Source organism: Rhodococcus sp. DMF-1 (assembly GCF_021441945.1).
In the GTDB taxonomy this organism is placed as follows: domain Bacteria; phylum Actinomycetota; class Actinomycetes; order Mycobacteriales; family Mycobacteriaceae; genus Rhodococcus; species Rhodococcus ruber.
The window spans coordinates 2931352-2955503 of the sequence record NZ_CP090442.1; the positions used below are offsets into that span (position 1 = coordinate 2931352).

The following is a 24152-nucleotide window of genomic DNA, read 5'->3' on the forward strand; positions in this document are numbered from 1 at the left end:
CGATCAGCGCGGGACCATGGCGAGCTGACGGCTCTGCACGACGACGGCGCCGGTGGCATCGACGACGGTGTGGTCCTCCTCGAACCAGGCGTTGCCCAGGACCGTGCTGTCGGCCATGATCCGCAGCCAGCCGGGCGCCGGCAGTCGCCGCAGGTACGCGGTGAGCTGCACGGTCGGCGCCCAGCCGAACAGGCCCCGGTTCATGGTGACCGGAGCCGAGATGTCCCCGGCCATGAGCGCGAACAGCGCGGCGGTGTCGACGTCGGCCTCGTCCCCCGGCCACGGCCGCGCCCACATCCGCACCACCGGTTCACCCTGCTCTCCCGCGAGGAAACGGGCACTGGTCTCGTCCACCACGAGGTCGGCGCCCCCGCACAGGTTCACCACCTGGGCCATCGGGTGGCCGGGGCCGATCAGCGGCGCGTCCGCGGGCGGCTGCACCGACAGTTCGGCCACCGGATGGGCAGTGGTGTATCGCGGCTCGCCGGTGTCGGGCCGACCGAGCGTCACCGAGGCACGGACCGCGACCCGATCGCCCTGCGAGAGCTCCACGTCGACGAGCCCGACCTGCTTCCCGAGCTTGCGGACGATGGTGGTCAGCTGGACGTCGCCCGGGTCGGGGGCGGCAACGAACCCGGCGCTGACCGCAAGAGGTTGCACCGCCGGATCGGCTCCCGCCGCCTGCGCCGCCGACCGGGCCGCCGCGGCGCACACCGCGAGCATGCAGCCCCCGTGGACCTTGGGGCCGATCGTCCAGACCGGGGCGATGTGCGCGAGCCAACGGTCGTCGCCGGCGGCGTCGAGCGTCGTCAGGTCGCGGAAGGGGTGGTTGCCGGGATCGGGCACGGTGTCGGTCATTGCTGCTCCTGTGAATCGGGGACGGGTCCGTCCGGTGAATCGGGGACGGGTCCGTCCGGTGAATCGGGGACGGGTCCGTCCGGTGAATCGGGGACGGGCGGGCCGGACTCGGTGAGGCGACGGGCGGCAAGGTGCTGGTGTGCGAGACGGCGCATCGCGGTGAGGACGGGTTCGTACAGGGCGGTGCCGAGGACCGCCGCCTCGACCGTCGCCTCCCGGGAGCGGGTGGGCAGCAGGTCGATGTCGATCTCGGCGATGCCGAGCACGTGCCGTCCGTAGACGTCGATGCGCTCGTCGCTCATCGTCAGGCCGGCGGAGTCGAGGGCGGCGAGGGCCCGCTCGAGCTGTGCGACGGCGGCGAACCGGGGGTCGTAGAGCTGACCGAGCCGTTCGAGGACGTGCCGGGCGCGCGGATAGTCGTGGGGTACGGACTCGCCGTCGCCCGGCGGGTAGGGCGGCAGCGCCGCGATGGCCCGGCCGAGGGCGACGAACAGCGACTCGTCGGTGCCGTCGAGGAGGCGGACGATCTCGCGGATGCGCGGCAGCGGCAGCCCCTGGGCGGCGAGCGCACGGATCAGCGCGAGGCGCCGCACGTGCCGCCCGTCGTACCGGGCCTGGGTGGCGCTGGTCGCCTCGCCCGGCATCAGCAGCCCCTCGCGCAGGTAGTACTTCACGGTCGCCAGCGGGACGCCGGTCCGGTCCACCAGTTCCGAGATCCGCATTGCCACCTCCCCTTGACAGTGGATAGTACAACTATCCAGTATTGGATACTGCAACTATCCAATACTCCGCGAGGAGGATTCCGTGCACCCCGTACTCGTCGTCGCTCTCGGCGCCACCCTGCTCACCGTCACCGGGATCGCCTTCGGCGGCACGTTCCTGCTGCGCGTCGCGGGCGGGCACGTGCCGGCCAACGACCTGCAGAAGTCCTTCTTCCGCGCCGGTCACGCCCACGCCGGCGTCCTCGTCACCTTGGGGTTGCTGGTCGCCGTGCTCACCGACGCCGTCGGCGCCTCACCCGGATGGGCCGCCGCCGGCGCGATCGCAGTGCTCGGCTCGGCGATCCTGATTCCCGCCGGGTTCTTCCTGTCCGTGCTCGGCCCGGACCCCAGGCGGCCGGGCGCCATGATCGCCTGCGTATGGCTGGGTGCCGCCGCCCTCGTCGCCGGCGTGACGATCTCAGGAGTCGTGGTTCTCGGCGCCGGACTCGGTGCTCTGGCCTGACGGGTGCACCTGCTCGATCGTCGTCGCACGCGGATGCTCGGGCCCGGTGGTGATCGCCAGGCGGGGGGCCCGGTGCAGATGCTCGCGCGCGAAGGCCAGCGACCGGGTCAGCGCTCCCGCCCGCGCGGACCGCGTGCGCGCCCCCTGGGTACTGACCTCCAGGACGACGTGCCCGGTGAAGTCGCTCTCGGCCAGTAGCCGGCACACCTGCTCGCACGGCTGGCCGCCGTCGCCCGGGAGCAGATGCTCGTCCGTCGACGCGCCGTGACCGTCCGCGAGGTGCAGATGAGCCAGACCGCCGCCCATCCGCTCGGCGAGGGCCATCGCGTCCATCCCCGCCGTGGCCGTGTGCGACAGGTCCAGTGTGTAGTGCGCGAAGCCGGTGTCGGTGGGATCGATCGACGGGCTGAAGGCCGACACCGCACGGCCGGGCCCGCCACGCCGTCTCATGCGCTGCGCGGTGCGGTCGCGGCCGCCGAAGAACACGTCGGCGCGCATCGGGTACATGTTCTCCACCGCCACGACCACGTGGCTGCGGTCCTCGAGGTCCGCGACCTGATCCGCGAAGCCCTCCGCGTACCGGCGCTGCCATCGGAACGGCGGATGCACCACCACCGACGCGGCCCCGAGCGCTTCCGCTGCGCGCACCGACCGCTCGAGCTTCGCGGCCGGATCCGAACCCCACACGCGCTGCGAGATCAACAGGCACGGCGCGTGCACCGCCAGCACCGGTATGCCGTACTTGCGCACCAGCGCCTGCACCGCACGCACGTCCTGGCTCACCGACTCCGCCCACACCATCAGCTCCACGCCGTCGTAGCCGAGCTCGGCCGCATAGCGGAAGGCCGCCTCGGTGTTCTCCGGGTACACCGAAGCGGTGGACAGTCCGACCAGGATCTCTCGCGACAGGGTGCTCATGACGATGTGCCGGGTCAGCCGGTGGGCAGCAGGAACAACAGCGGACCGAACGTCACGAAGGCACCCACGGCGAGGGCGATGAGCTGGCTCGCGATGTCGTCGGTGCGGCGCAGGATGCGCACCATCGCCACCAGGCCGACGATGACCAGCAGGGCGAGTGCGAATGCCACCCACGGCAACGCATCCCACAACTGCTCGAAGCCCTTGAACAGCAGGGCGCCCGCGACGATCGCGACGACACCCTCGCCGATCAACCGGGCCCACTGCGCGATCGCGCTGCGGGACTCGCCGGTGCCGGACGAGACGTCGGACTCCGCCGCGGACGGGGTCTCCGCCGCTGCGGCGTCGCTGCGACGGGACGCGGGCTTCTCCCGCTGCTCCACGTCCGGCTCGTCCGCGGCCACGGCCTTGCCGATCGTCTCGGTCTCGCCGTCGGCGGTGTCGTCGCCGCTGCCCCGCAGGTCGCTCGCGGGCCCGGACAGCAGCCTCGGCTCGGGGGTATCCGCGGGCCGCGCCGGAGTACTCACGGCCACCTCGGCGTGCGCGCGCGCTCGTCGCGGCAGGACGGCCGGACGGATGATCTCGGTCGGCGACTCGACCTTCACCGGCACCCGCTCGGCCGCCGGCTCCTCGCGCGTCCGGGGCGGGGACGTCGGGGCCGGGGTCCCGGGCCCGGTCGCCTCGGTCTCGGACGGTTCGGGTTCGGGCTCGGGTTCGCGACGGTCCGGCCGCCGCGGCACCGGCGCCAGCGCTTTCGGAGCCACCGGCGCCTGCGCCTTCGGAGCCACCGGCGCCTGCGCCTTCGGAGCCACCGGCGCCTGCGTCGTCGAGGGCACCGGCGCCTGCGCCTTCGGCGGAGCGGACACGACGGGTTCGGCCTCCGGGGCCTCGCTCTCCGGGGCCTCGGTCTCGGGGGCCTCGGTCTCGGGGGCCTCGGTCTCGGGAGCCTCGGTCTCGGCAGCCTCGGTCTCGGGGACGTCGGCCTCGGAGACTCCGGTCTTCGGCGCCTGGGCCGGTTCCGGGGCGGTCACGGGAATCTCGCCGGTCAGTTCCGCAACCGAGATGCCGCCGCTGACGCCACGGCGGCGGCGTCCGCCGGCGCGGGAATTCACCTTCTGGCCGTTGCGGGCCAGCAGCTCCGCGACGGAGATCTGCCCGGTGTCGGTGCTGCTGCCGTCCGTCATTGCGAAACCACCATCAGTTCGCCCCCCATCTCGGTGTCGAGCTTGCGGAGAATGAGCCCCTCGCGCAGGGCCCAGGGACAGATATCGAGAGTTTCCACTCCCAGCGCGCGCATGGCGGCCTCCGCGACGAGGGCACCGGCGACGATCTGCTGCGACCGGTCGGAGCTCACGCCCTCGAGCTCGGCACGGTCCGCGGCCGTCATGCGGGAGATGAATGCGATGAGCTGACGCAACCCGGCGGCGGTCAGGGTGCGCCGCACCCGGGGGCCCGCCGACGACGGGGCGGCACCGGTCAGCCGTGCGAGGGTGCGGAAGGTCTTCGAGCTCCCCACGCACAGGTCGGGAGCACCGGCCGCCCGCAGCTCCTCGGCGGGCCGGACGAGTTCGGCATCGAGCCAGTCCCGCAGCACCGCGACGCGCCGCTTACCGGGCGGGTCCTCGCTCAGCCAGTCCCGGGTCAGGCGCCCGGCACCGAGCTGCAGCGAGAACGCCACATCGGGGTCCTCGTCGCCGCCGAAGGTCAGCTCCAGGGAGCCGCCGCCGATGTCCAGGCACAGGATGCGTCCCGCGCTCCAGCCGTACCACCGCCGCACCGCGAGGAACGTCAGCCGGGCCTCGTCCACACCGGAGAGCACCTCGAGCGCGACGCCGGTCTCGGCGCGGACGCGACTGAGCACCGCGTCGGAGTTGGTGGCATCGCGCACCGCGGAGGTCGCGAACGCCATCAGCTCCTCGCATCCGGAGGTGCGGGCGATGCCGGCGAAGTCGGCGACCGTCTCGACCAGCCGGTCGGCGCCCTGCGGGGTGATGTCACCGCGGTCGTCCGTGTTCTCGGACAGGCGCAGGGTTGCCTTCGTCGAGCTCATGGGGGTGGGATGGCCACCGCGATGAGCGTCCACCACGAGTAGATGAACGGTGTTGCTTCCGACGTCGAGTACCCCAAGGCGCACATACATACGGTACTGGGTCTACCGTCGGGTCCTGTGACAGCAGGTATGCCCGGTGCCGCACACAAGCAGGTCCCGGCCCCCGAAGTGCCCCTCGATTTCCCGCGCGAATGGGTGGAGTTCATCGACCCGGACAACAGCGAGCACGTCGTCGCCGCCGACCTGACGTGGCTGCTCTCCCGCTGGACCTGCGTGTTCGGCACGCCCGCGTGCCAGGGCATCATCGCCGGCCGGCCGGACGACGGATGCTGCTCGCACGGCGCGTTCCTGTCGGACGACGACGATCGCGCCAAGCTGGACGCCGCAGTGAGACATCTCACGCCGGAGGACTGGCAGTTGATGCCGAAGGGACTCGGCAAGAAGGGCTATCTCGAGGAGGACGACCTCGAGGACGAGCCGGCCCTGCGCACTCGCCGCTACAAGGGGGCGTGCATCTTCCTCAACCGGCCGGGCTTCGCCGGCGGCATCGGCTGCGCGCTGCACAAGATGGCGCTGCGACGCGGCATCGAGCCTCTCGAGGTGAAGCCGGACGTGTGCTGGCAACTGCCGATCCGCCGCACCCAGGACTGGGTCGAGCGTCCCGACGGCACCGAGGTGCTGCGCACCGTCGTCACCGAGTACGACCGGCGCGGTTGGGGCGAGGGCGGCCACGACCTGGACTGGTACTGCTCCGGCTCGCCGGACGCCCACGTGGGGGCCGCACCGGTCTGGCAGTCGTACGCACCGGAACTGCGCGAGCTGATCGGCGACGCCGCCTACGACGAACTCGCGCGGCTGTGCCGTCGTCGCGAGGGGCTGGGCCTGATCGCCGTGCATCCCGCGACGACGGCCGCCGCCGAGCGCACCCCGGGGGCGGGCCCCTACCCCTCGAGCTTGTAGCCGAGGCCGCGGACCGTGACCAGGTGCTGCGGCTTGGCGGGGTCGGCCTCGATCTTCGAGCGCAGCCGCTTGACGTGCACGTCGAGGGTCTTGGTGTCGCCGACGTAGTCGGCACCCCACACCCGGTCGATCAGCTGGCCGCGCGTGAGCACCCGGCCGGAGTTGCGCAGCAGGTACTCCAGCAGGTCGAACTCCTTGAGCGGCAGCGTGACGGGATTCCCGGCCACGTGCACGACGTGCCGGTCCACGTCCATCCGCACCGGCCCGGCCTCGAGGATCCCGTCGTCCTGCGTCGCCTCGGCGTCGTTCTCCCCGCCGCGGCGCAGCACCGCACGGATGCGGGCGATGAGTTCGCGCGCCGAGTACGGCTTGGTGACGTAGTCGTCCGCCCCCAGTTCGAGGCCGACCACCTTGTCGATCTCGCTGTCGCGCGCGGTCACCATGATCACCGGCACGCCGGACCGGTTGCGCAGCTGCTTGCAGACATCGGTGCCGCTCATGCCGGGCAGCATCAGGTCCAGCAGGACGATGTCCGCGCCGGCGCGGTCGAATTCCGCGAGCGCCGACGGTCCGTCACCGACGACGGTGGTCTCGAAGCCCTCCTTGCGCAGGAGGAACGCGAGCGGATCCGCCAGCGATTCCTCGTCCTCCACGATCAGCACACGCGTCACTGCTGGTCCTCCGTACCCTTTGTCACCTGGTGCATCCGGCTCATTTCCGATTCTCGTCGTAGGTGTCGGCATGGTCGCCCCGCTCCACCGTCACCGCTCGCCCGTCACCGCTCCACCGTCAGCGCGGGGCCGCCCTCGTGGCGAGGTGTGGCTCCGTGGGATTCGCGGGGATCGGGCGAACAGGCGGGGATGAGGAGCGTGAACGTCGACCCGGTTCCCGGCTGGCTCCACAACCGGATCTCCCCGTTGTGGTTGGCGGCGACGTGCTTGACGATCGCCAGCCCGAGACCGGTGCCACCGGTGGCGCGGGAACGGGCCTTGTCGACCCGGAAGAACCGTTCGAAGACGCGCTCCTGGTCCTCCTTCTCGATCCCGATGCCGCGGTCGGTCACCGCGATCGCGACCTTGCCCGCGCGCAGGGACCGGCTGACCGACACCGGCGAACCCGGAGACGAGTAGGCGATCGCATTCTCGATCAGATTGGCCAGCGCGGTGACGAGCAGGGTCTGGTCGCCGAGGACCTCGTACCCGCCGGCGGCGTCGGTGGTGACGGTGATCTGCGCGTTCTCGGCGGTCAGGCGGGTGCGGCGCAGCGCCTCCTCGACGACGTCGTCGACCTCGACCACCTCGAGGTTCGGCAGCTTCTCGGCCCCCTGCAGGCGCGAGAGCGCGATCAGTTCGGTCACCATGTTGCCGAGCCGGTTGGCCTCGCTCTGTAGCCGGGTTCCGAAGTGCCGCACGGATTCCGGGTCGTCGGCGGATTCGAGCAGGGCTTCGGCGAGCAGGGCCATCGCGCCCACGGGGGTCTTGAGTTCGTGACTGACGTTGGCGACGAAGTCCCGGCGGGTGGCCTCCATCCGGACCTGCTCGGAGTCGTCGTAGGCGTAGAGCGCGACGAAGCGCGCGTCGTCGTCGAGCAGACGCCGCGCGACGCAGCGCACCGCCACGCGCTCGCGACCGCGGGGCGTCTTCGCGGTGAGGTCGAGCTCGGCGGGTTCACCCGTCTCGAGGACACGGGTGGCGGCGGCCCAGGCCGAGTCCTCGACGAGCCGGTTGCGGACCAGGCCGAGTTCCTCGGCACGCGGATTGAACAGGACGACGTCGTGGAACCGGTCGACGACGGCGATGCCGGTGTCCGCGCCGAAGACCACGCGATCGAGGACCTGCGCCATGGTGAGGTCGGCGTCGGTGCGGTCGGCGGCCCGGCGCCGGAGGAGCCGCATCAGCACGATCGCGGACACGGCACCGAGGACGGCGGCCCCGGCGAGCAGCACGGCCTGCGCAACAGTCACGTCTCGAATCGTACGTACGCGCGGCGCGGCGGTGACAGCGGGTCGGGGCATTCCGCCGCACGTCACACCGCATGTTCGCAGCATTTGCCGCGTGTTCACCGCCCGTTTCCCGGGGCCGCGGACAGTCGCCCGCGGCCCCTGGGAACTACCGGCCGCCCTGACCCGCGACGGCGGCGGCACCCGCCGCGGCCGCCTCGGGATCGAGGTACGTGCCACCCGGGTTCAGCGGGCGCAGGTTCTCGTCGAGGTCGTAACGCAGCGGGATGCCGGTGGGGATGTTCAGCCCGGCGATCTCCTCGTCGGAGATCCCGTCGAGGTGCTTGACCAGAGCACGCAGCGAGTTGCCGTGGGCCGTGATCAGGACGGTCCGGCCGGCCCGCACGTCCTGGGAGATGGTCTCCTCCCAGTACGGGATGAGGCGATCGACGACGTCCTTCAGGCACTCGGTGAGCGGCACCTCGTCGACGTCCGCGTACCGGACGTCGCTGTCCTGGCTGTACTTGCTGCCGGGCTCGATCGGCGGGGGCGGGGTGTCGTAGCTGCGGCGCCACAGCATGAACTGCTCGTCGCCGAACTCCGCCTTGATCTCCGCCTTGTTCTTGCCCTGCAGCGCACCGTAGTGCCGCTCGTTCAGGCGCCAGTCGCGCACGACCGGAATCCAGTGCCGATCCGCGGCGTCGAGCGCGTAGTTGGCGGTGCTGATGGCGCGGCGCAGCAGCGACGTGTAGAGCACGTCCGGCAGGAGATCGTGCTCGGCGAGCAGTTCGCCGGCCCGCTTGCCCTCGGCGATCCCCTTGTCGGTCAGGTGGACGTCCACCCATCCCGTGAAGAGGTTCATCGCGTTCCATTCGCTCTCGCCGTGGCGGAGCAACACAAGTGTTCCGTTGGTCATGGGCCAATCCTGGCACGCCCGCGTGGCAACGCTACGTCGGCACCGTTCAGTGAATTCCCCGCGCGAGACGCACACATCGGATATATGTGACAACGGTTGTTTTCAGAACGACGTCCGGATGGGGGCTTCTCGTGTTCGACACCCGACTTTGCCGCCGCACCTTCCTCACCGCCCTGGGCGCCCTCGCGGTCGCGCCCGCCCCCGCCCACGCCGCCCCGCGCTCCCCGGCGCTGCGCTCGACGGGCCGCCGCGTCGCCGTGCTCGGCGGCGGGGTGGCGGGCCTGACGGCCGCCCACGAACTGATCGAACGCGGCTTCGACGTCACCGTCTTCGAACCGACCGCCCTGGGCGGCAAGGCCCGCAGCATCCCGTCGCCGGGCACCGCGGCCGGCGGCCGCGCCGACCTGCCCGGCGAGCACGGATTCCGCTTCTTCCCGGGCTTCTACCAGCACATCCCCGACACGATGCGACGGATCCCCTTCCCGGGCAATCCGAACGGCGTGTTCGACAATCTCGTCGCCGGCGCCGCCTTCCGGATGGCGATCCCCGGCGGGCCCGACCTCATCGCCCCGGCGTCGATCGCCCCGCTCCCCCACGGCGTCCTCGATCCCGCCTCGCTGCAGGAATCCCTGGCCGCGGCCTTCTCCCTCGGCAACGCCATCCCCCCGCACGAACTGGCCGTCTTCACCCGCAAGCTGGTGATGTTCCTGACCAGCAGTCTCGAACGACGCGACGGCCAGTGGGAACACCGGACGTGGTCGCAGACGCTCGAGGCCGACGGCAAGTCGTCGGCCTACCGCGACATCCTCGTCTCGGCCCTGACCCGTCAACTGGTGGCCGCCCGGCCCACCGTCGCCTCCACCCGCACCATCGGCATCATGGGCCAGGCGTTCGTGTGGAACGCGATTGGCACCGTCCCCGCATACGGCCATCTGGACCGGGTCCTGGCCGCTCCCACCGACGAGGCGTGGATCGGCCCGTGGGCCGCGCACCTGCGCGACCTGGGCGTTGTATTCGAAATGGGTTGGGCGGCAGAAGTACTCGACATCGCGTCCGGTTCGATCACCGGAGTGCGGCTGGTGGACGGCAACGACACCCGGTCCGTCGCCGAAGCCGACTGGTACGTCGCGGCGATGCCCGTCGAACGGGCCGCGCCCCTGTGGTCACCGCGGATCCTCGCCGCAGATCCTCGCCTCGAAGGCATGCGGAACCTGCAGACGGACTGGATGGTGGGCATCCAGTACTTCCTGCGCCGGCCCACCCCGATCGCCGCCGGCCACGTCGCATACCTCGGCTCGCCGTGGGCACTGACCTCCATCAGCCAGGGCCAGTTCTGGCGCGGCGACTTCGCCGGCCGCTACGGCGACGGCAGCGCCCACGACTGCCTGTCCGTGGACATCTCCGACTGGGACACCCCGGGCGTCCTCCACGGCAAGACCGCCAAGGAGTGCACGGCCGAGGAGATCGCCCAGGAGACGTGGGCCCAGATGTCGGCATGCCTCGACGACACCGGCACCGGCGTCCTCGACGAGGACGACATCGTCTCGTGGTTCCTCGACCCCGGCATCCGGTGGGATCCCGCGCAGGGCCGCAACACCAACGCCACACCCCTGCTCGTCAACACCGTCGGCTCCCTGTCCGACCGGCCCGACGCCCGCACCGCGATCCCGAACCTCTTCCTCGCCGGGGACTACGTCCGCACCGACATCGATCTCGCGACCATGGAGTCGGCCGGCGAATCCGCGCGTGCGGCCGTCACCGCGCTGCTCGAAGCCGCCGACTCGCCGGCCGCACCGCCGGCGCTGTACCGACTGCACGAGCCACCCGAACTCGAACCGATGCGCCGCATCGACGCCGACCGCTACCGCGCGGGCCTGCCGCACCTGCTCGACGTGTGACGGCGCGCGTTCCGGCGCCGGGCACCGCTCACGTCGAGGATCCGGATGCGGCGAACAGGCCCGCGCGGCCGCCGAATTCCGACATACTGCCCTCGAACGCGACGAAAGGGCATGCCCATGAGCGAGACCTCGGTACTCGTGGTCGGCGCCGGCCCGGTCGGACTGACCGCCGCGCTGGAACTGCGCCGGCGCGGCGTCGACGTCGTGATCGTCGACCGGCTGCCGGAACCGCCGCAGTACGCCAAAGCGGTCGGCATCCAGCCGCGCACCCTCGAGGTCTGGGACGCGATGGGCGTGGTCCGCCCTTCGCTCGACGTGTCCGCGCCGATGCACGGGCAGATCGTCTACGTCGACGGCCGGCAGGTGATGCGCCTCGAACTCGAACTGCCCGAGGACGTGCCGTACCGGTTCGTCTGCATGCCCCAGTACGCCACGGAACGGGTGCTGACGCAGGCCCTGGCCGAGCACGGCACCGTCGTGCGCCGCGGCATCGAGCTCACCGGGTTCGAGCAGACCGCGGACGGCGTGGTCGCCGACCTGCGCGACGGCGACGACACGACGCGGCTGGCGGCCCGCTACCTGGTCGGCTGCGACGGTGCGCACAGCGCCGTACGGAAAGGACTCGGGGTGTCCTTCGACGGCGACGCGTTCCCCGAGGAGTACATGCTCGCCGACGTCGAACTGGACTGGTCGATGCCGGGCGGCTACGGCATCCGCGCCTCGACGACGAGCGACGGCACGACCACGGACATGATGGTGTGCATCCCGCTGCCCGGCACCGGCCGCTACCGCCTGTCGACCTTCGTCGCGCCGGACCTGGCGACCTCCGCGTCCGGCGCCGGAGCCGTGGCGCACGGACTGGAGGGCGGGCGCCGGCCCACGCTCGGCCACATCCAGGCCGTGCTCGACCGGCTGGCGCCCGAACCGACCCGGGCCGGTGCCCTGCGCTGGTCGTCGGTGTTCCGGATCAGCCACCGCCTCGCCGGGAGCTACGGCGGGGGCCGGGTGTTCCTGGCCGGAGACGCCGCGCACATCCATCCCCCGACCGGGGCACAGGGCATGAACACCGGCATCCAGGACGCCTACAACCTCGGCTGGAAGCTCGCGCTGGCGGTGCAGGGACGCGCTGCCGACGGCCTGCTCGACAGCTACGACGCCGAGCGCCGGCCCGTCGGGGCGGAGGTGGTGGGCCGCACCGTGCGGCACGCCCGGCAGGGCCTCGGGGCCGGCGAGACGGACGCCGCGACCGCGATCGCGCGCGAGGCCCAGCTGCTGCTCGGCTACCGGGACAGCCCGCTCGTCGGTGAAGACGTGCCGCACGGCGGCGGTAGCGACATGCCGCACGGCGGCGGTAGCGACGTGCCGCACGGCGGCGGTAGCGACGTGCCGCACGGCGGCGGTCCGGCTCCCGGCGATCGCGCCCCCGATGCGACGGAGTTGCGGCAGGACGCCGTCGCCTCGCCGCTGCGGCTGCACGAGCTGCTGCGCCATCCCGGTCACACCGTGCTGCTGTGGGCGCCCACGGCGCAGGCGCTGCAGGCGCAGCGAGAGCTCGCCGAGCGGGCGACGGACCGCTTCGGTGACGCGCTGCGGGCGTACGTGCTCGTGGCGGGAAGCACCGGGAGCCCGGCCGACGGCCGGGTACTGCGCGACGACGCGGGCCGCGCCGCGCGGGCGTACGGTTTCGACGGTGCCGCCGCGGCTGTGGTGGTGCGGCCGGACGGCTACGTCGGGTTCCGGGCGCAGGATCCGACGATCGAGGCGCTCGCGGCGCATCTCGGCCGGATCCTGCGGCCCGGGCAATGACCGGCTACGTCGCCGGGGTGCGCAGATCCTTCCGGAGGATCTTGCCGGCGGCGGACTTCGGGACGATGTCGATGAACTGCACCTGCCGCACCTTCTTGTGCGGCGAGACCCGCTCGGCGACGAACTCGACGACCTCGGCCTCGGTGAGGTCGGCGTCCGGCTGACGCACGACGAACGCCTTGGGCACCTCCTCGCCTTCGTCGTCGAGCACACCGATCACCGCGACGTCGGCGATCTTCGGGTGGGTCAGCAGCAGCGCCTCGAGTTCGGCGGGCGGCACCTGGTAGCCCTTGTACTTGATCAGCTCCTTGAGCCGGTCGACGATGGTGACGTTGCCGGCCGCATCGACCGTGGCGATGTCGCCGGTGTGCAGGAACCCGTCGGCGTCGAGGGTCTCCGCGGTGGCCTGCGGGTTGCCGAGGTAGCCGACCATGACGTTGGGGCCCTTGCACCACAGCTCACCCGGCTCGGAGACGCCCTCACCGGTGGGGTACTCGACCTCTTCGCCGGTGGTCGGGTCGACGAGCTTGCACTCCATGTTGGCGATCGTCGGTCCCACCGAGTCGAGCGGCACGTCGTCGCCGTCGAACGGGATGGCGTGGCTGACCGGGCTCATCTCGGACATGCCGTACCCCTGACGGACCTTCCATCCCAGTCGCGCGGCGACCGCGTTCCCGAGCGCCCTGTCCAGCGGCGCCGCGCCGGAGAACACGGTGTGCACGCTCGAGAGGTCGTACTGGTCCACGAGCGGATGCTTGGCCAGGGCGACCGCGACGGGCGGTGCGATGAACACGTAGGTGCACTTCTGTTCGGAGACGATCCGCAGGAACTCCGGCAGGTCGAACTTCGGCATCGTCACCAGCGACGCGCGGTTGAACAGGGCGGCGTTGAGAAGAACGGTCATGCCGTAGATGTGGAAGAACGGCAGGACGGCGAGGATCCGGTCGTCGGGGTCGATCCTGATCGGGGACTTGATCTGGCACACGTTGGCCACCAGGTTCGTGTGCGTGAGCATCACGCCCTTCGGGCGACCGGTGGTGCCGGACGAGTACGGCAGCACCGCCAGATGGGTGGCCGGATCGAACGACACCTCGGGGGCGGGGGCGTTCTCGGCGAGCAGGTCGCGCAGGGAGGGATGCCCCTCGGCGCCGTCGAGCACGACCAGGCGATCGTCGGGGATACCGACCGCGGCCGCGGCCTCCTTCGCGTGCGGCAGCAGCGGCGAGACCGTGAAGAAGAACGTCGCCTTGGAATCCTCGAGCTGCTTGGCGATGTCCTCGGCGGTGTAGAGCGCGTTGACGGTGGTCGCGGTGGCCCCCGCCCGCAGGATGCCGTGGAAGACGGCCGCGAAGGCGGGCACGTTCGGCGAGAGCAGGCCGACGACGTCGCCGACTCCCACACCGCGCGCCGCAAGAGCACCCGCGATCGCGTCGATCTGCCCGATCAGGGTCCGGTAGTCGGTGACGGCCCCGGTCGTGCCCTCCGTCAACGCCGGGCGATCGAGGTCCGACTCCGCGATCGAACCGAACAGGAAGTCGTAGACACTCAGTGCCGGGATGTCGACGTCGGGAAAGGGACTGCGAAAGCTCATTGGTTCTCCTCGGGGGCAGGAATCTGTGGCACGCCGTGCCAGACGTGCCGGGAGTACGGTATCCGACGGCTGTGAAGGCAGTCACAGGCATGCCGGACACTACCGGGTCGGGGACCGTCGCGGGCCCGGTCACGCGCCCCGGAGCCCGGCCGATCGGGCAGTGTCGGCGGCCGGTCCGGCACCCTAGGCTCGACCGGATGACGGACGTCGTGCACTCGCTGGACCCGTTCTCCGGCCGCGGCTCCTCGCCCGCGACGGTCTCGACCGACTGGGACGAGATCCGGACGTGGTCGGACCGGGTGTACATGCCCTATCGCGTGCGGCCGAGCGGACGCCTGCTGCACCCGCGATCGAGCATGTTCTCGGCGTCGATCGGCGACATCGTGCTCACCCGGTTCCGCTACGGCATTCCGGTGACCGTCGACCGGCTCTCCGCCGAGGCCGGCAACATCCTCGTGCTCACGACGATCCGTGGGCACGCGCGGCACCGCGTCGGAGCGGGCGAGGTGGAGGTCGATTCCGGCGCCACGTTCGTGGCCGACTGCAGCCGCATCGAGCATCGCGTCGACTTCGACGACGAGCACCTGCAGCTGAACCTGACGGTGCCGCACCGGCTCGTCGCCGACCTCGCCGACCGCTGGTTCGGCGTCGTCCCCGACGATCGCCTGTGGCAGCACAAGTGCGTCGTCGGGACCGGGTCGTCGGGCTGGAACACGCTGCTCGCGTATGCGGTCCGCGCGATCCGGGCCGATCCGGTGCGGATCGCGCAGGGCCGGCCGGGCGCCCATCTGCAGGAGTTGCTCCTCGGTCACCTCGTCACCGAATGGGCCGCCGCGGCGGGCGTCGCGCTCGACCCCGGCGAACCGCCGGCCGCCCCGGCGTACGTCCGGCACGCGGAGCGCTACATCCGCGAGCACGCCGCGGACCTGCCCACGGTCTCCGAGGTCGCTGCCGCCGTGGGTGTCAGCGTGCGCGCCCTGTCGGGGGCGTTCCGCCGCCACCTGGACACCACGCCGAACCGGTACCTCACCGACGTGCGATTGCGGCACATCCGCGACGAGCTCTCCATCCCGTCGGCCGAGTGCACCGTCTCGGCGGTGGCGGCCCGGTGGGGCTACGTCAACATGGGGGTCTTCGCCGCCGCCTACCGTCGCCGATTCGGCGAGAATCCGTCGCGCACGCTCGCCCGGGCCCGCGGGCGCCGAGTGCCGTAATCCGACAACGCGTGCCGATCCGAGGTGGCCCGCGTCACAGCTCCGTCCGTAGCGTCCCCCTCCGACGCCGGCCGGCGGACCGCACACAGGAGGAACCGTGACAGACGACTTCGCGACCACGATGGACGCAACCCTGCGAGAACTCACCCACCGCCCGACGGGCGTGCCGGGCGTGGTGGCCATGCTCACCGACCGGGACGGTGTCGTGTACGAGGGGGTGGCCGGGGAACGCGCAGCGGGCTCGGGCTCGGCGATGACGGCGGACACCGTGTTCGCCGCCTTCTCCACGACCAAGGCGATCACCGGCACCGCCGCACTCCAGTGCGTCGAGGAGGGCCTGCTCGACCTCGACGCCCCCGCCGCCCGCTACGTCCCGGAGATCGGGGAACTCCAGGTTCTCGAGGGCTTCGGAACGGACGGCGCGCCCCTGCTGCGCGCGCCGAAGCGCGACATCACCACCCGCATGCTGCTGCTCCACACGGCCGGTCTCGGATACGACTTCTTCGACGAGAACTACCGGCGCCTCGCCGAGGAGCACGGTCAGCCCAGCGTGATCACGGGATCGAAGGCCGCGCTGACGACACCGCTGCTGTTCGATCCCGGCGACCGGTGGATGTACGGCTCGAACATCGACTGGTGCGGTCTGGTGGTGGAGGCCGTGCGGGGCCGGCGTCTCGGCGAGGTCATGCGCGAGCGGATCTTCGAGCCGCTCGGGATGGGCGACACGGCGTTCGCACTCACCGACGACATGCGCGCGCGGCTGGCCGTCGTCCACCAGCGCAGCGAGGACGGAGCACTCGCGCCGATGCCGGAGATGGTGCTGCCCCAGGACCCGGAGATCCACATGGGAGGCCACGGGCTCTACACCACCGTGCCGGACTACCTGAAGTTCATCCGGATGTGGCTGCGCGACGGCGCGGCCCCCGGCGGTGACCGGGTTCTCTCGCCCGCGACCGTCGCCGACGCGGTGCGTGGCGGCCTGGACGGGCAGCAGGTGACCGCGCTGCCGGGGGTCGTCCCGGCGCTGTCGAACGACGCGGAGTTCTTCCCTGGGCTGGCCAAGAACTGGGCGTACACGTTCCTGGTGAACGAGGAGCCGGCGCCGACGGGCCGCCCGGCCGGTGCCCTCGGCTGGGCGGGTCTGGCGAATCTCTACTACTGGATCGACCGGGAGAACGGGCTCGGCGGCTTCTGGGCCACGCAGATCCTGCCGTTCGCGGACGCCGTGTCGTTCCAGGGCTATCTCGACTTCGAGACCGCCGCTTATCGAGGTGCGGCGATCCGGTGAGATGCGACGAGCCCCGCGTGCGGTGCACGCGGGGCTCGTTCGGCTGCTACGGGCGCGAGCCCGGGCACGTGTCCGAGTGTCGGATCAGAGGTACTGACCGCACACCGGCCACGCGCCGCGACCCTGGCCGTCCAGGACGTTCTCGGCGATGGCGATCTGCTGCTCCCGGGTCGCCTGGTCGGCGGTGGGGGCGTACTGCTGGCCGCCGTAGGCGTTCCAGGTGCTCGGAGCGAACTGCAGGCCGCCGTGGTAGCCGTTGCCGGTGTTGATCGCCCAGTTCCCGCTGCTCTCGCACTGCGCGACGGCGTCCCAGTTGCCGGACGCGGCGTTGGCGGTGCCGGTGCCGAGGGCGAGCGGGGTGACGGCCAGGGCCGCGGTGGCGGCGACGGTGCCGAGGGCGCGCTTGAAGGTGAAGTTAGCCATGATGCGGTTGAATTCCTCTCGCGTCTGCTGGCGAGGCACTGCGGCGGCCGACGATGTCGATCCCGCTGCCCGGATTCGGAGCTGTGCCTCGTCCCTGCCCCTCGATCAGGTATCGAGTTCCGGTCCCGCGGGGCAGAGTCAGCGGCGACGGGCCGGTCTTGCTTGCCCGGTGGTATCGGGCTGATTACGACGCTAGAGAGTCATCACGGATCGGTCACGCGCTGTTTTCCGGCACGTGCGTCCCACATTCCAAGATCGGGCGGCGCCGTTTTCCCAGGTGACGTCGGAAGTATCGCCGTTTCGACACCGCGTAGTTACACGGCCGTTATATGACCAGGCTCACAGTAATATTGTGGGACGGGTCACCGATATCGCGCCGTTACGGCTGCGCGTCCTCCACCACGAAGGGCCGGCCGTCCTCGATCAGGTGCCGGAAGGGTTCGAGGTTGCGCAGCGACTCGCCCCGCGAGACCCGCCACTCCCATTCCCGCTTGATGGAGGCGAGGAAACCGAGTCCGAGGATGACGTTGAAGTCGTGATCGGCGGCCTCGAGCACCTGGCCGAGCACCGCGTCCAGTTCGTCCGGAGTGACCGATGCCTCCGACATCCGGCCGACGAGGTAGATGTCCCCGATCTTGTCGAGGGTGTACGCGACCCCGTACAGCCGCCGATTGCGCCGGAGCAGGAACCGGTACACGCCCTCGAAGTTCTCGTCGGGCTTGCGGCACACGAACGCCTCGACCCGCAGGCCGTGGTTGCCGAGGGAGAGCAGGGTCGTCGTCTTGAGCTTGTTCTCCCCCGGCAGGTCGACGACGAAGTGCCCACCCTCCTTGCGGGAGAACTCGAGGCCGCGATCGCGCAGCGTCGCCTCGATCGTCTCGCTCAGTCGCTCGCTCACGCCCGCACCCCCGTCGTCCGCCGGATCTTCCACACTCCGCGCTGCCGGCGCAGCGGAAACTCGCCGCTCGCGAGGGAGCGGTTCCGCAGCGCACCGGCCTTACGGTAACTGGCGAGCAGCCCGTCCGCCGTGTGCTCCCAGGAGAAGTTCTCCGCGTGCAGGGGCGCCGCCGCCGCCAGCACGGCCCGCCGACCCGGATCCGTGACCAGCGAGCGCAGCGCGGCGGCCCAGTCGCTCGTGCGATGCCCGTCGACGAGCAGCCCGGTCTCGCCGTCGCGCACCGCGACGCCGAGGCCGCCGACGTTCGCCGCCAGCACCGGGGTCCCGCACGCCTGCGCCTCGATCGCCACCAGGCCGAACGACTCGGAGTAGCTCGGCACCGCCACCACGTCCGACGCGCGGTAGACCTGCACGAGCCGTTCGGGAGGTTGCGGGGGCAGGAACGTCACCCGGGCGGCGATCCCGAGCTCGGCGGCCAGGTCGATCAGCGAGTGCGGGCGCTCGAGCCCGGTGCCCGAGGGCCCGCCCACCACCAGCACCCGCAGGGGCACCTCGGGGTCGGCGGCCATCGCCGCCGCGGCGGCGCGCAGCAGCACGTCGGGTGCCTTGAGCGGCTGGATCCGGCCGACGAATGTCACGATCGTCTCGTTCGGGTCCAGCCCCAGCTCGGCGCGGGCGAGCGCCCGGTCCCCCGGCCGGTAGCGGGACAGGTCCGCGCCCGGCGCCACCACGTCGATCCGTGACGGGTCGGCACCGTAGCTGCGCTCGAGCTGCGCCGCTTCGTCGATCGTGTTGGCGACGAGCCGGTCGGACTCGGCGACCACCTGCTGCTCGCCGATCTGCCGGGCCGCCGGCTCGGGCACGTCACCGTCGGCGAGCGAGGCGTTCTTCACGGCGGCGAGAGTGTGGGCGGTGTGCACGAGCGGGACGCCCCACCGGTCGCGGGCGAGCCAGCCCACCTGGCCGGACAGCCAGTAGTGCGAGTGCACCAGGTCGTAGTAGCCCTGCGGGTGCCGGGCCTCCTCCCGCAGCACCCCGGCGGCGAAGGCGCACAACTGCGTGGGCAGGTCGTGCTTGTCGAGTCCCTCGTAGGGACCGGCGGCGACGTTGCGTACCAGCACGCCCGGTGCCGCCTCCTGCACCACGGGGTCCGCCGACGAGGTCGCCCGGGTGAAGATCTCCACCTCCACCCCGCGCCGCGCGAGCTGCACGGCGGTCTGCAGAACGTAGACGTTCATTCCGCCGGCGTCCCCGGTGCCGGGTTGGGCGAGAGGCGAGGTGTGGACCGACAGGACGGCCACGCGGCGGGGACGGCTGTTCGACTTCGACGTCACTTCTCCATACTGCCCTGCCGGGCATCCCCGTCCGGTTCCGCCCTCCCCTGCGCTCCGTCCCGCTGCGCCCCGACCGGGCTCGTCTGCGCGACGTCGCACCCGGCCGGTCAGGACCGCTCGCCCGTCTCGGAACCCGTGACTGCGCGGCGCACCGCGGCGTGGAACGGGCTCCACAGGAACCAGACGCCGAACCCGCGCACCAGCGCGGCCGGCCCGTGCAGTCGCACGCTGCCGTCGTCGAGCGCCTCGATCAGCGTCCGCGTGCCGGCGAACACGCGCATCAGGGCCACCGGTTCCGCGGTCACGTACACGTCGACGTCGAAGCCCGGATGCTTCCGGCACACCGACGGCTCGCCGCGGTCCAGGACGATCCACAACCGGATCGGGGCGGGACCGGTGTAGTCGAACTCGATCACCACCCGTTGCGGCGGCACCCGGTCCCGGTCCACCCGCCGGTGCATCCACCAGGTCAGTGTCACGGGGTCGACCTCGGCGGGCAGGGGCTCGGAGAACAACCACTTCACCGCCCACTCCCCGATCGCGACGAGGATCGGGGCGAGTTCGCGGCCGGCCGGGGTGAGGTGGTACTCGCAGCCCCGCGCCTGCGGGACCCGCTCCAGCACGCCCTTGCGCTCGAGGTGCCGCAGCCGGGTGGCGAGGAGGGTGCGCGAGATGCCGGGCAGACCGCGTTCGATCTCGTTGAAGCGGGTACTTCCGTAGACCATTTCGCGCAGGATCAGCGGGGTCCACCGGTCGGCGAGCACCTCGCTGCCGATCGAGACCGGACAGTACTGCCCGTACTCGCGCACACCTCCAGAGTAGGTCCAGAACGTGCACTGGGCGGTATCGATCCGTGCTCCTACCGTCGAGACATGACCACCGTAGACATCACCCAGTACCCCCGATCCCGGCCCCGCGAGGAACTCGTCGCCGGCGCCGACGAACTCGGCCGGCGGATCGCCCCCTACGCCCGCGCCCACGACCGCGACGGCACGTTCGTCGCCGAGGCCTACGAGATCCTGCGCTCGGAGGGCCGTCTCGCCCTCGCCGTCCCCCGCGAACTCGGCGGCGGCGGCGCGACCGTGCGCGATGTCGCCACCGTGCAGCGCACCCTGGCACACCACTGCGCGGCGACCGCGCTCGCCTCGGCCATGCACCACCACGTCGTGCTCGCCGCCGCGTGGCGGTACCGGCACGGCGCGCCCGGCGCGGACCGGATGCTGCGCCGCGTCGCCGAGGAGGCGCTCGTGCTCGTCTCCACCGGCGGCGCCGACCAGACCCACCCCCGCGGGTCCGCCCGGAAGGTGCCCGGCGGCTACCGCGTCGACGGCCGCAAGGTGTTCTGCAGCCAGGCCCCCGCCGGCGACGTGCTCGCCACCATGTTCCCGTTCGACGACCCCGACGAGGGCCGCATCGTGCTCAACATGATGATCCCGATGAACACCGACGGGGTACGAGTCCACGACAACTGGGACTCACTGGGCATGCGCGGCACCGGCAGCCACGACGTCGAGCTGACCGACGTGTTCGTCCCGGACGCGGCCGTGGTCGCCCGCCGCCCCTACGGGGTGATCGACCCGCCGTTCCAGCTGGTGCTCAGCGTCGCCATGCCCGTGGTCGCGGCCGTCTATCTCGGCGTCGCCGAGACCGCGCACGCGCACGCGACCGCACTCGTCGCCGGAACCGCGCGGGCGAACGACCCGACCGTGCGCCGCCAGCTCGGGGTGGCGGCCACCCGCCTGCAGGTCGCGTCGTGGGCCCTCGACGGTGCCCTCGACACCGTCGGCGACGACCCGGTGCCGTCGATGAGCACGGTCGCCGCGGTGATGACCGCCAAGGCCGAGATCGCGCGGACCGCGATCGAGGTGTGCGACCTGGCGCTCGACGTCGCCGGGGGCCGCGGCTTCTACCGGTCGAGCCCGCTCGAACAGTGCTATCGCGACGTGCGCGGGGTCAAGTTCCACCCGCTCACACCGGAGGAGACGCTCCTGCTCGCCGGGACGCAGGCGATCGGGTCGGTGGACGCTACAGCGATCCCGCGAAGCGCGTGACCTCCGAGGCGAACCGCTGCGGGTCCTCGACGAACGGACCGTGGTCGGTGCCCTCCCAGTACGACGTCGTCGCGTTCGGCAGCAGTGCCGCCGCGTGCTCGGCGGCCGAGACGTCGACGACCGAGTCGGCGGTGCCGTGCAGGACGAGCACCGGGATGTCGAGACTGCGCAGCAGCTCGTCGTTGCTCACCGTCCGGGCGAACATCGCCGCCCGCACGCGGGGCGGGGTGCACAGGCTGGTGCCGAACAGCGCCTGCGCCGCGACGCCCGTGTCCGCCCCGGTCCCGGTGAGGGCGGTGCCGAAGGCACCGAGTGCGCGGATCGCCGTCGCCGCATCCTCGGACATCGCGTCGGGGACGGCGGCGCGCATGGCCGACCCGACCTTGCCGCCCTTCTCACCGCGCCCGATGCTGGTGATCGCGCCGACCAGCACGATCCCGGCGACGCGGTCGGTGCCGTGCGTCGCGAGGTAGTCGCAGATCACCAGGCCGCCGTAGGACCAGCCGAGCAGCACCGCGTCGTGGGCGTCCTCGGCGCCGAGCACGGCCTGCACGTCCCCGGCCCACAGTTTCGACTCGTCGTATCCGGTCTCCGGGGCGCCCGAGTACCCGTGTCCGCGGAGGTCGACGGCGATCACCCGGTGGGTGCGGGCCAGCTCGTCGAGCACGGACTCGCCCCAGCACCGCGACGACTGGGCCCATCCGTGCAGCAGGACCAGCCGGCGGTGGGCGGGATCGCCGGTGACGCGGTAGACGATGGGGGTGCCGTCGGAACTCTCGACCTCACGGATTGTCATGCGGGTCACCCTAGCCGGGCGAGCCGGGCCACTCCCACGGCACACGCGCACCCGACGAGCGCGGCCACGACGGCGACCGCGATGCCCGCACTCGGCCCGGACCGGTCGATGACCTGACCGACGACGGCGGAGCCGACCGCGACCCCGACCCCGAGTCCCGTGACCGTCCAGGTGATGCCCTCCGTGAGCCGGCCCGGCGGCACGATCCGCTCGGTCAGGGAGGTCGCGACGATCATGGTGGGGGCGACGGCCACCCCGGCCGCGAGGTAGAGCACGGCGAGGGCCGGCACGGTGCCGGCGAGCAGCAGCGGCCACAGCAGCACCGCGACGGCCGTCGTCGCCCCGAGTAGCTGCCGCGTCAGCGGCGCCCGCAGCCGCACCGCACCGAAGACGAGGCCGCCGAGCGCGGATCCCGTCGCGAACATCGCCAGCACCACGGTCGCGGCGCCGGGCACGCCCTGCTCGGCGGTGAACGCGACCCCGACCACGTCGACGACACCGAAGATCGTGCCCATCGCCGTCATCGCGACCACCAGCACGAGCAACACCGGGATCCGCAGCACGCTCACCCCGGGCGCACCCCGGGCGACCGGGCGCGCGGGAGGTTCGGTGCCGCGCTGCACGGCGAGGGCGACGGTGCCGATCACCAGCAGCACCGCCCCCAGCAACGCGCCCGCCTCGGGGAACGCGGCGACGCTCAGGCCCACCGACAGCACCGGCCCGACGATGAAGCACAGTTCGTCGATCACCGCCTCGAGCGCGAACGCGGTCCGCAGCCTGTCGGTGCCGCGGAGCAGCTCGGTCCACCGGGCCCGGACCATGGCACCGATGGTGGGCATCAGTCCCGCCGGGATCGCGCACGCGAACAGCAGCACCTCGGGTGCCTCCCACCGCACCCCCGCCAGCATCGTGACCGTCGCGGTCGCGCTGATCCCGGCGGCGACCGGCAGGACGCGGAACTGCCCGTGCCGGTCGGCGGCCCGCGAGACCAGCGGGGTGAGCGCGGCGTAGGACAGCGCGAACACCGCGGCCAGGGCGCCGCCGAGGCCGTAGTCGCCGCGCAGCTGCGAGAACATCGTCACGATGCCGATGCCGACCATCGCGATCGGCAGCCGCGCGACGAACCCCGCCAGGCAGAACCCGGCGGCGCCCGGCGCGGTGAACAGTGCACGGTAGGAGCGCATTCGTGCCAGCATGCAGTACGTGAGCGTGCTGGTGTGTTTCCATGCCCATCCCGACGACGAGGTGTTCACCACCGGCGGGGTGATGCGCCTGGCCGCGGACGCGGGGCATCGGGTGGTGCTGGTCGTGGCCACGGACGGTGCCGCGGGCGAGGTTCCCGACGGCCTGCTCGGTCCCGGCGAGTCCCTGGCCCAGCGCCGCCGCGCCGAACTCGAGGCGTCGGCCGAGACGCTCGGGGTCGCCCGCCTGGTGCCGCTCGGCTACGCCGATTCGGGCATGGCGGGGACGCCGCGGAACTCGGACCCGGCGGCGTTCTGCAACGTCGATGTGGAGGCGGCCGCGGCCCGGTTCGCAGCCGTGCTCGAGGAGGAGAGCGCCGACGTCGTCACCATCTACGACCCCAACGGCGGGTACGGGCACCCCGACCACGTGCAGGTGCACCGCGTCGGTGCCCGAGCCCAGGAGCTGACGGCACACCCGTCGGTGTACGAGGCGGCCATGAACCGGGACCACATCCGTCGCCTGCTCGCCGCCGCCCCGGAGGTGAGCCCGGACGCGACGCCACCGGACCTGGACACGTTCGGCCTGCCGGAGACCGAGATCACCACCACGATCGACGTGTCCGCGACGATCCCCGCGAAACGGGCAGCGATGCTCGCGCACGCCTCGCAGGTCGGCGACTTCGGGCCGATGCTGGCGATGACGCCGGAACAGCTCGCGAGCGCGTTCGGGCTCGAGTGGTTCCGCCGGCGCGGCGCGGAACCGGCGCTGCGCGAGCACGCCCTGCCCCTGTGACCGATCCGACC

23 protein-coding genes are annotated in these 24152 nt (G+C 71.9%); 8 read left to right on the forward strand and 15 right to left on the reverse strand.

What is annotated here, in order from left to right; translation table 11 throughout:
- Positions 1–3: 3 nt before the first annotated feature.
- On the reverse strand, positions 4–858 hold the full coding sequence (locus tag LZP97_RS13310; protein WP_017680054.1) for a thioesterase family protein: 855 nt from the start codon (positions 856–858) through the stop codon (positions 4–6).
- Positions 855–1580 (reverse strand): MerR family transcriptional regulator, encoded by a 726-nt coding sequence (locus LZP97_RS13315; protein WP_017680055.1) that lies wholly within the window; start codon positions 1578–1580, stop codon positions 855–857. Before LZP97_RS13315 ends, LZP97_RS13310 begins: the two co-directional genes overlap by 4 nt.
- An 82-nt stretch (positions 1581–1662) precedes the next feature.
- On the opposite strand from LZP97_RS13315, the gene LZP97_RS13320 reads away from it, so the two are divergent.
- Positions 1663–2082 (forward strand): hypothetical protein, encoded by a 420-nt coding sequence (locus tag LZP97_RS13320; protein ID WP_017680056.1) that lies wholly within the window; start codon positions 1663–1665, stop codon positions 2080–2082.
- On the opposite strand, the gene LZP97_RS13325 is transcribed toward LZP97_RS13320, so the two are convergent.
- Genes LZP97_RS13325 through LZP97_RS13335 form a run of 3 tightly spaced genes read right to left on the reverse strand, consistent with a single transcriptional unit; the run spans position 2038 to position 5134 of the window.
- Positions 2038–3000 (reverse strand): sugar phosphate isomerase/epimerase family protein, encoded by a 963-nt coding sequence (locus LZP97_RS13325; RefSeq protein WP_017680057.1) that lies wholly within the window; start codon positions 2998–3000, stop codon positions 2038–2040. The genes LZP97_RS13320 and LZP97_RS13325 overlap by 45 nt on opposite strands.
- A gap of 14 nt (positions 3001–3014) precedes the next feature.
- Positions 3015–4184, reverse strand: coding sequence for a hypothetical protein (locus LZP97_RS13330; RefSeq protein ID WP_048772270.1), 1170 nt, complete (start codon positions 4182–4184; stop codon positions 3015–3017).
- The gene (locus LZP97_RS13335; protein WP_082061233.1) at positions 4181–5134 is read right to left on the reverse strand and encodes a Ppx/GppA phosphatase family protein; all 954 of its coding nucleotides are present in this window, start codon (positions 5132–5134) and stop codon (positions 4181–4183) included. Before LZP97_RS13335 ends, LZP97_RS13330 begins: the two co-directional genes overlap by 4 nt.
- 45 nt (positions 5135–5179) lie before the next feature.
- Here LZP97_RS13335 and LZP97_RS13340 point away from each other — a divergent pair, with 45 nt between their 5' ends.
- On the forward strand, positions 5180–6010 hold the full coding sequence (locus LZP97_RS13340) for a hypothetical protein (protein ID WP_010592091.1): 831 nt from the start codon (positions 5180–5182) through the stop codon (positions 6008–6010).
- Here LZP97_RS13340 and LZP97_RS13345 read toward each other — a convergent pair.
- From LZP97_RS13345 to LZP97_RS13355, 3 genes are all read right to left on the reverse strand, one after another.
- Entirely contained in the window at positions 5992–6681 is a 690-nt protein-coding gene (locus tag LZP97_RS13345; protein ID WP_010592092.1) for a response regulator transcription factor, read from the reverse strand. The genes LZP97_RS13340 and LZP97_RS13345 overlap by 19 nt on opposite strands.
- A gap of 104 nt (positions 6682–6785) precedes the next feature.
- Positions 6786–7973 carry a sensor histidine kinase gene (locus LZP97_RS13350; RefSeq protein WP_010592093.1) on the reverse strand — a complete coding sequence of 396 codons (1188 nt, stop codon included), beginning with the start codon at positions 7971–7973 and terminating at the stop codon, positions 6786–6788.
- Positions 7974–8118: 145 nt separating this feature from the next.
- Positions 8119–8865 carry a phosphoglyceromutase gene (locus tag LZP97_RS13355; protein WP_010592094.1) on the reverse strand — a complete coding sequence of 249 codons (747 nt, stop codon included), beginning with the start codon at positions 8863–8865 and terminating at the stop codon, positions 8119–8121.
- Positions 8866–8996: 131 nt separating this feature from the next.
- On the opposite strand from LZP97_RS13355, the gene LZP97_RS13360 reads away from it, so the two are divergent.
- Together LZP97_RS13360 and LZP97_RS13365 are read left to right on the forward strand one after the other, a co-directional pair.
- On the forward strand, positions 8997–10763 hold the full coding sequence (locus LZP97_RS13360; protein WP_040270902.1) for a hydroxysqualene dehydroxylase: 1767 nt from the start codon (positions 8997–8999) through the stop codon (positions 10761–10763).
- 117 nt (positions 10764–10880) lie between these two features.
- Positions 10881–12569: an FAD-dependent oxidoreductase gene (locus tag LZP97_RS13365; RefSeq protein WP_040270900.1), complete on the forward strand. Its 1689-nt coding sequence runs from the start codon at positions 10881–10883 to the stop codon at positions 12567–12569.
- Between the two features lie 4 nt (positions 12570–12573).
- Here the strand turns inward: LZP97_RS13365 and LZP97_RS13370 are convergent, their stop codons facing one another.
- On the reverse strand, positions 12574–14160 hold the full coding sequence (locus LZP97_RS13370) for an AMP-binding protein (protein WP_040270897.1): 1587 nt from the start codon (positions 14158–14160) through the stop codon (positions 12574–12576).
- 197 nt (positions 14161–14357) lie between these two features.
- Between LZP97_RS13370 and LZP97_RS13375 the strand changes: the two genes are divergently transcribed.
- Positions 14358–15374, forward strand: a complete 1017-nt coding sequence (locus tag LZP97_RS13375) for a helix-turn-helix transcriptional regulator (protein ID WP_040270895.1) — start codon at positions 14358–14360, stop codon at positions 15372–15374.
- 121 nt (positions 15375–15495) lie between these two features.
- Complete coding sequence (locus LZP97_RS13380) at positions 15496–16662, forward strand: serine hydrolase domain-containing protein (RefSeq protein WP_048772321.1); 1167 nt, start codon at positions 15496–15498, stop codon at positions 16660–16662.
- Between the two features lie 84 nt (positions 16663–16746).
- Here the strand turns inward: LZP97_RS13380 and LZP97_RS13385 are convergent, their stop codons facing one another.
- The 4 genes from LZP97_RS13385 to LZP97_RS13400 form a co-directional block, all read right to left on the reverse strand.
- On the reverse strand, positions 16747–17085 hold the full coding sequence (locus tag LZP97_RS13385; RefSeq protein ID WP_017681788.1) for a transglycosylase family protein: 339 nt from the start codon (positions 17083–17085) through the stop codon (positions 16747–16749).
- 379 nt (positions 17086–17464) lie between these two features.
- Positions 17465–17983, reverse strand: a complete 519-nt coding sequence (locus LZP97_RS13390) for a YbjN domain-containing protein (protein ID WP_026138013.1) — start codon at positions 17981–17983, stop codon at positions 17465–17467.
- The gene (gene mshA, locus LZP97_RS13395) at positions 17980–19317 is read right to left on the reverse strand and encodes a D-inositol-3-phosphate glycosyltransferase (protein ID WP_010592103.1); all 1338 of its coding nucleotides are present in this window, start codon (positions 19315–19317) and stop codon (positions 17980–17982) included. Before mshA ends, LZP97_RS13390 begins: the two co-directional genes overlap by 4 nt.
- A 107-nt stretch (positions 19318–19424) precedes the next feature.
- Entirely contained in the window at positions 19425–20126 is a 702-nt protein-coding gene (locus LZP97_RS13400; RefSeq protein ID WP_040270891.1) for a winged helix-turn-helix transcriptional regulator, read from the reverse strand.
- 63 nt (positions 20127–20189) lie between these two features.
- Here LZP97_RS13400 and LZP97_RS13405 point away from each other — a divergent pair, with 63 nt between their 5' ends.
- Complete coding sequence (locus LZP97_RS13405) at positions 20190–21368, forward strand: acyl-CoA dehydrogenase family protein (protein WP_040270890.1); 1179 nt, start codon at positions 20190–20192, stop codon at positions 21366–21368.
- Here the strand turns inward: LZP97_RS13405 and LZP97_RS13410 are convergent.
- Together LZP97_RS13410 and LZP97_RS13415 are read right to left on the reverse strand one after the other, a co-directional pair.
- The gene (locus LZP97_RS13410; protein WP_040270957.1) at positions 21343–22164 is read right to left on the reverse strand and encodes an alpha/beta fold hydrolase; all 822 of its coding nucleotides are present in this window, start codon (positions 22162–22164) and stop codon (positions 21343–21345) included. The two genes, LZP97_RS13405 and LZP97_RS13410, sit on opposite strands and share 26 nt — an antisense overlap.
- 5 nt (positions 22165–22169) lie before the next feature.
- Positions 22170–23360: an MFS transporter gene (locus LZP97_RS13415; protein ID WP_048772265.1), complete on the reverse strand. Its 1191-nt coding sequence runs from the start codon at positions 23358–23360 to the stop codon at positions 22170–22172.
- On the opposite strand from LZP97_RS13415, the gene LZP97_RS13420 reads away from it, so the two are divergent.
- Complete coding sequence (locus LZP97_RS13420) at positions 23359–24141, forward strand: PIG-L family deacetylase (protein WP_040270887.1); 783 nt, start codon at positions 23359–23361, stop codon at positions 24139–24141. The two genes, LZP97_RS13415 and LZP97_RS13420, sit on opposite strands and share 2 nt — an antisense overlap.
- Positions 24142–24152: the final 11 nt, after the last annotated feature.

Coding starts and splice junctions, on each gene's coding strand:
- LZP97_RS13310 (WP_017680054.1), bottom strand. CDS start 858: ATGACCGACACCGTGCCCGATCCCGGCAACCACCCCTTCCGCGACCTG.
- LZP97_RS13315 (WP_017680055.1), bottom strand. CDS start 1,580: ATGCGGATCTCGGAACTGGTGGACCGGACCGGCGTCCCGCTGGCGACC.
- LZP97_RS13325 (WP_017680057.1), bottom strand. CDS start 3,000: ATGAGCACCCTGTCGCGAGAGATCCTGGTCGGACTGTCCACCGCTTCG.
- LZP97_RS13330 (WP_048772270.1), bottom strand. CDS start 4,184: ATGACGGACGGCAGCAGCACCGACACCGGGCAGATCTCCGTCGCGGAG.
- LZP97_RS13340 (WP_010592091.1), top strand. CDS start 5,180: ATGCCCGGTGCCGCACACAAGCAGGTCCCGGCCCCCGAAGTGCCCCTC.
- LZP97_RS13355 (WP_010592094.1), bottom strand. CDS start 8,865: ATGACCAACGGAACACTTGTGTTGCTCCGCCACGGCGAGAGCGAATGG.
- LZP97_RS13365 (WP_040270900.1), top strand. CDS start 10,881: ATGAGCGAGACCTCGGTACTCGTGGTCGGCGCCGGCCCGGTCGGACTG.
- LZP97_RS13370 (WP_040270897.1), bottom strand. CDS start 14,160: ATGAGCTTTCGCAGTCCCTTTCCCGACGTCGACATCCCGGCACTGAGT.
- LZP97_RS13375 (WP_040270895.1), top strand. CDS start 14,358: ATGACGGACGTCGTGCACTCGCTGGACCCGTTCTCCGGCCGCGGCTCC.
- LZP97_RS13380 (WP_048772321.1), top strand. CDS start 15,496: ATGGACGCAACCCTGCGAGAACTCACCCACCGCCCGACGGGCGTGCCG.
- LZP97_RS13385 (WP_017681788.1), bottom strand. CDS start 17,085: ATGGCTAACTTCACCTTCAAGCGCGCCCTCGGCACCGTCGCCGCCACC.
- LZP97_RS13405 (WP_040270890.1), top strand. CDS start 20,190: ATGACCACCGTAGACATCACCCAGTACCCCCGATCCCGGCCCCGCGAG.
- LZP97_RS13410 (WP_040270957.1), bottom strand. CDS start 22,164: ATGACAATCCGTGAGGTCGAGAGTTCCGACGGCACCCCCATCGTCTAC.
- LZP97_RS13420 (WP_040270887.1), top strand. CDS start 23,359: ATGCAGTACGTGAGCGTGCTGGTGTGTTTCCATGCCCATCCCGACGAC.
- LZP97_RS13415 (WP_048772265.1), bottom strand. CDS start 23,360: ATGCTGGCACGAATGCGCTCCTACCGTGCACTGTTCACCGCGCCGGGC.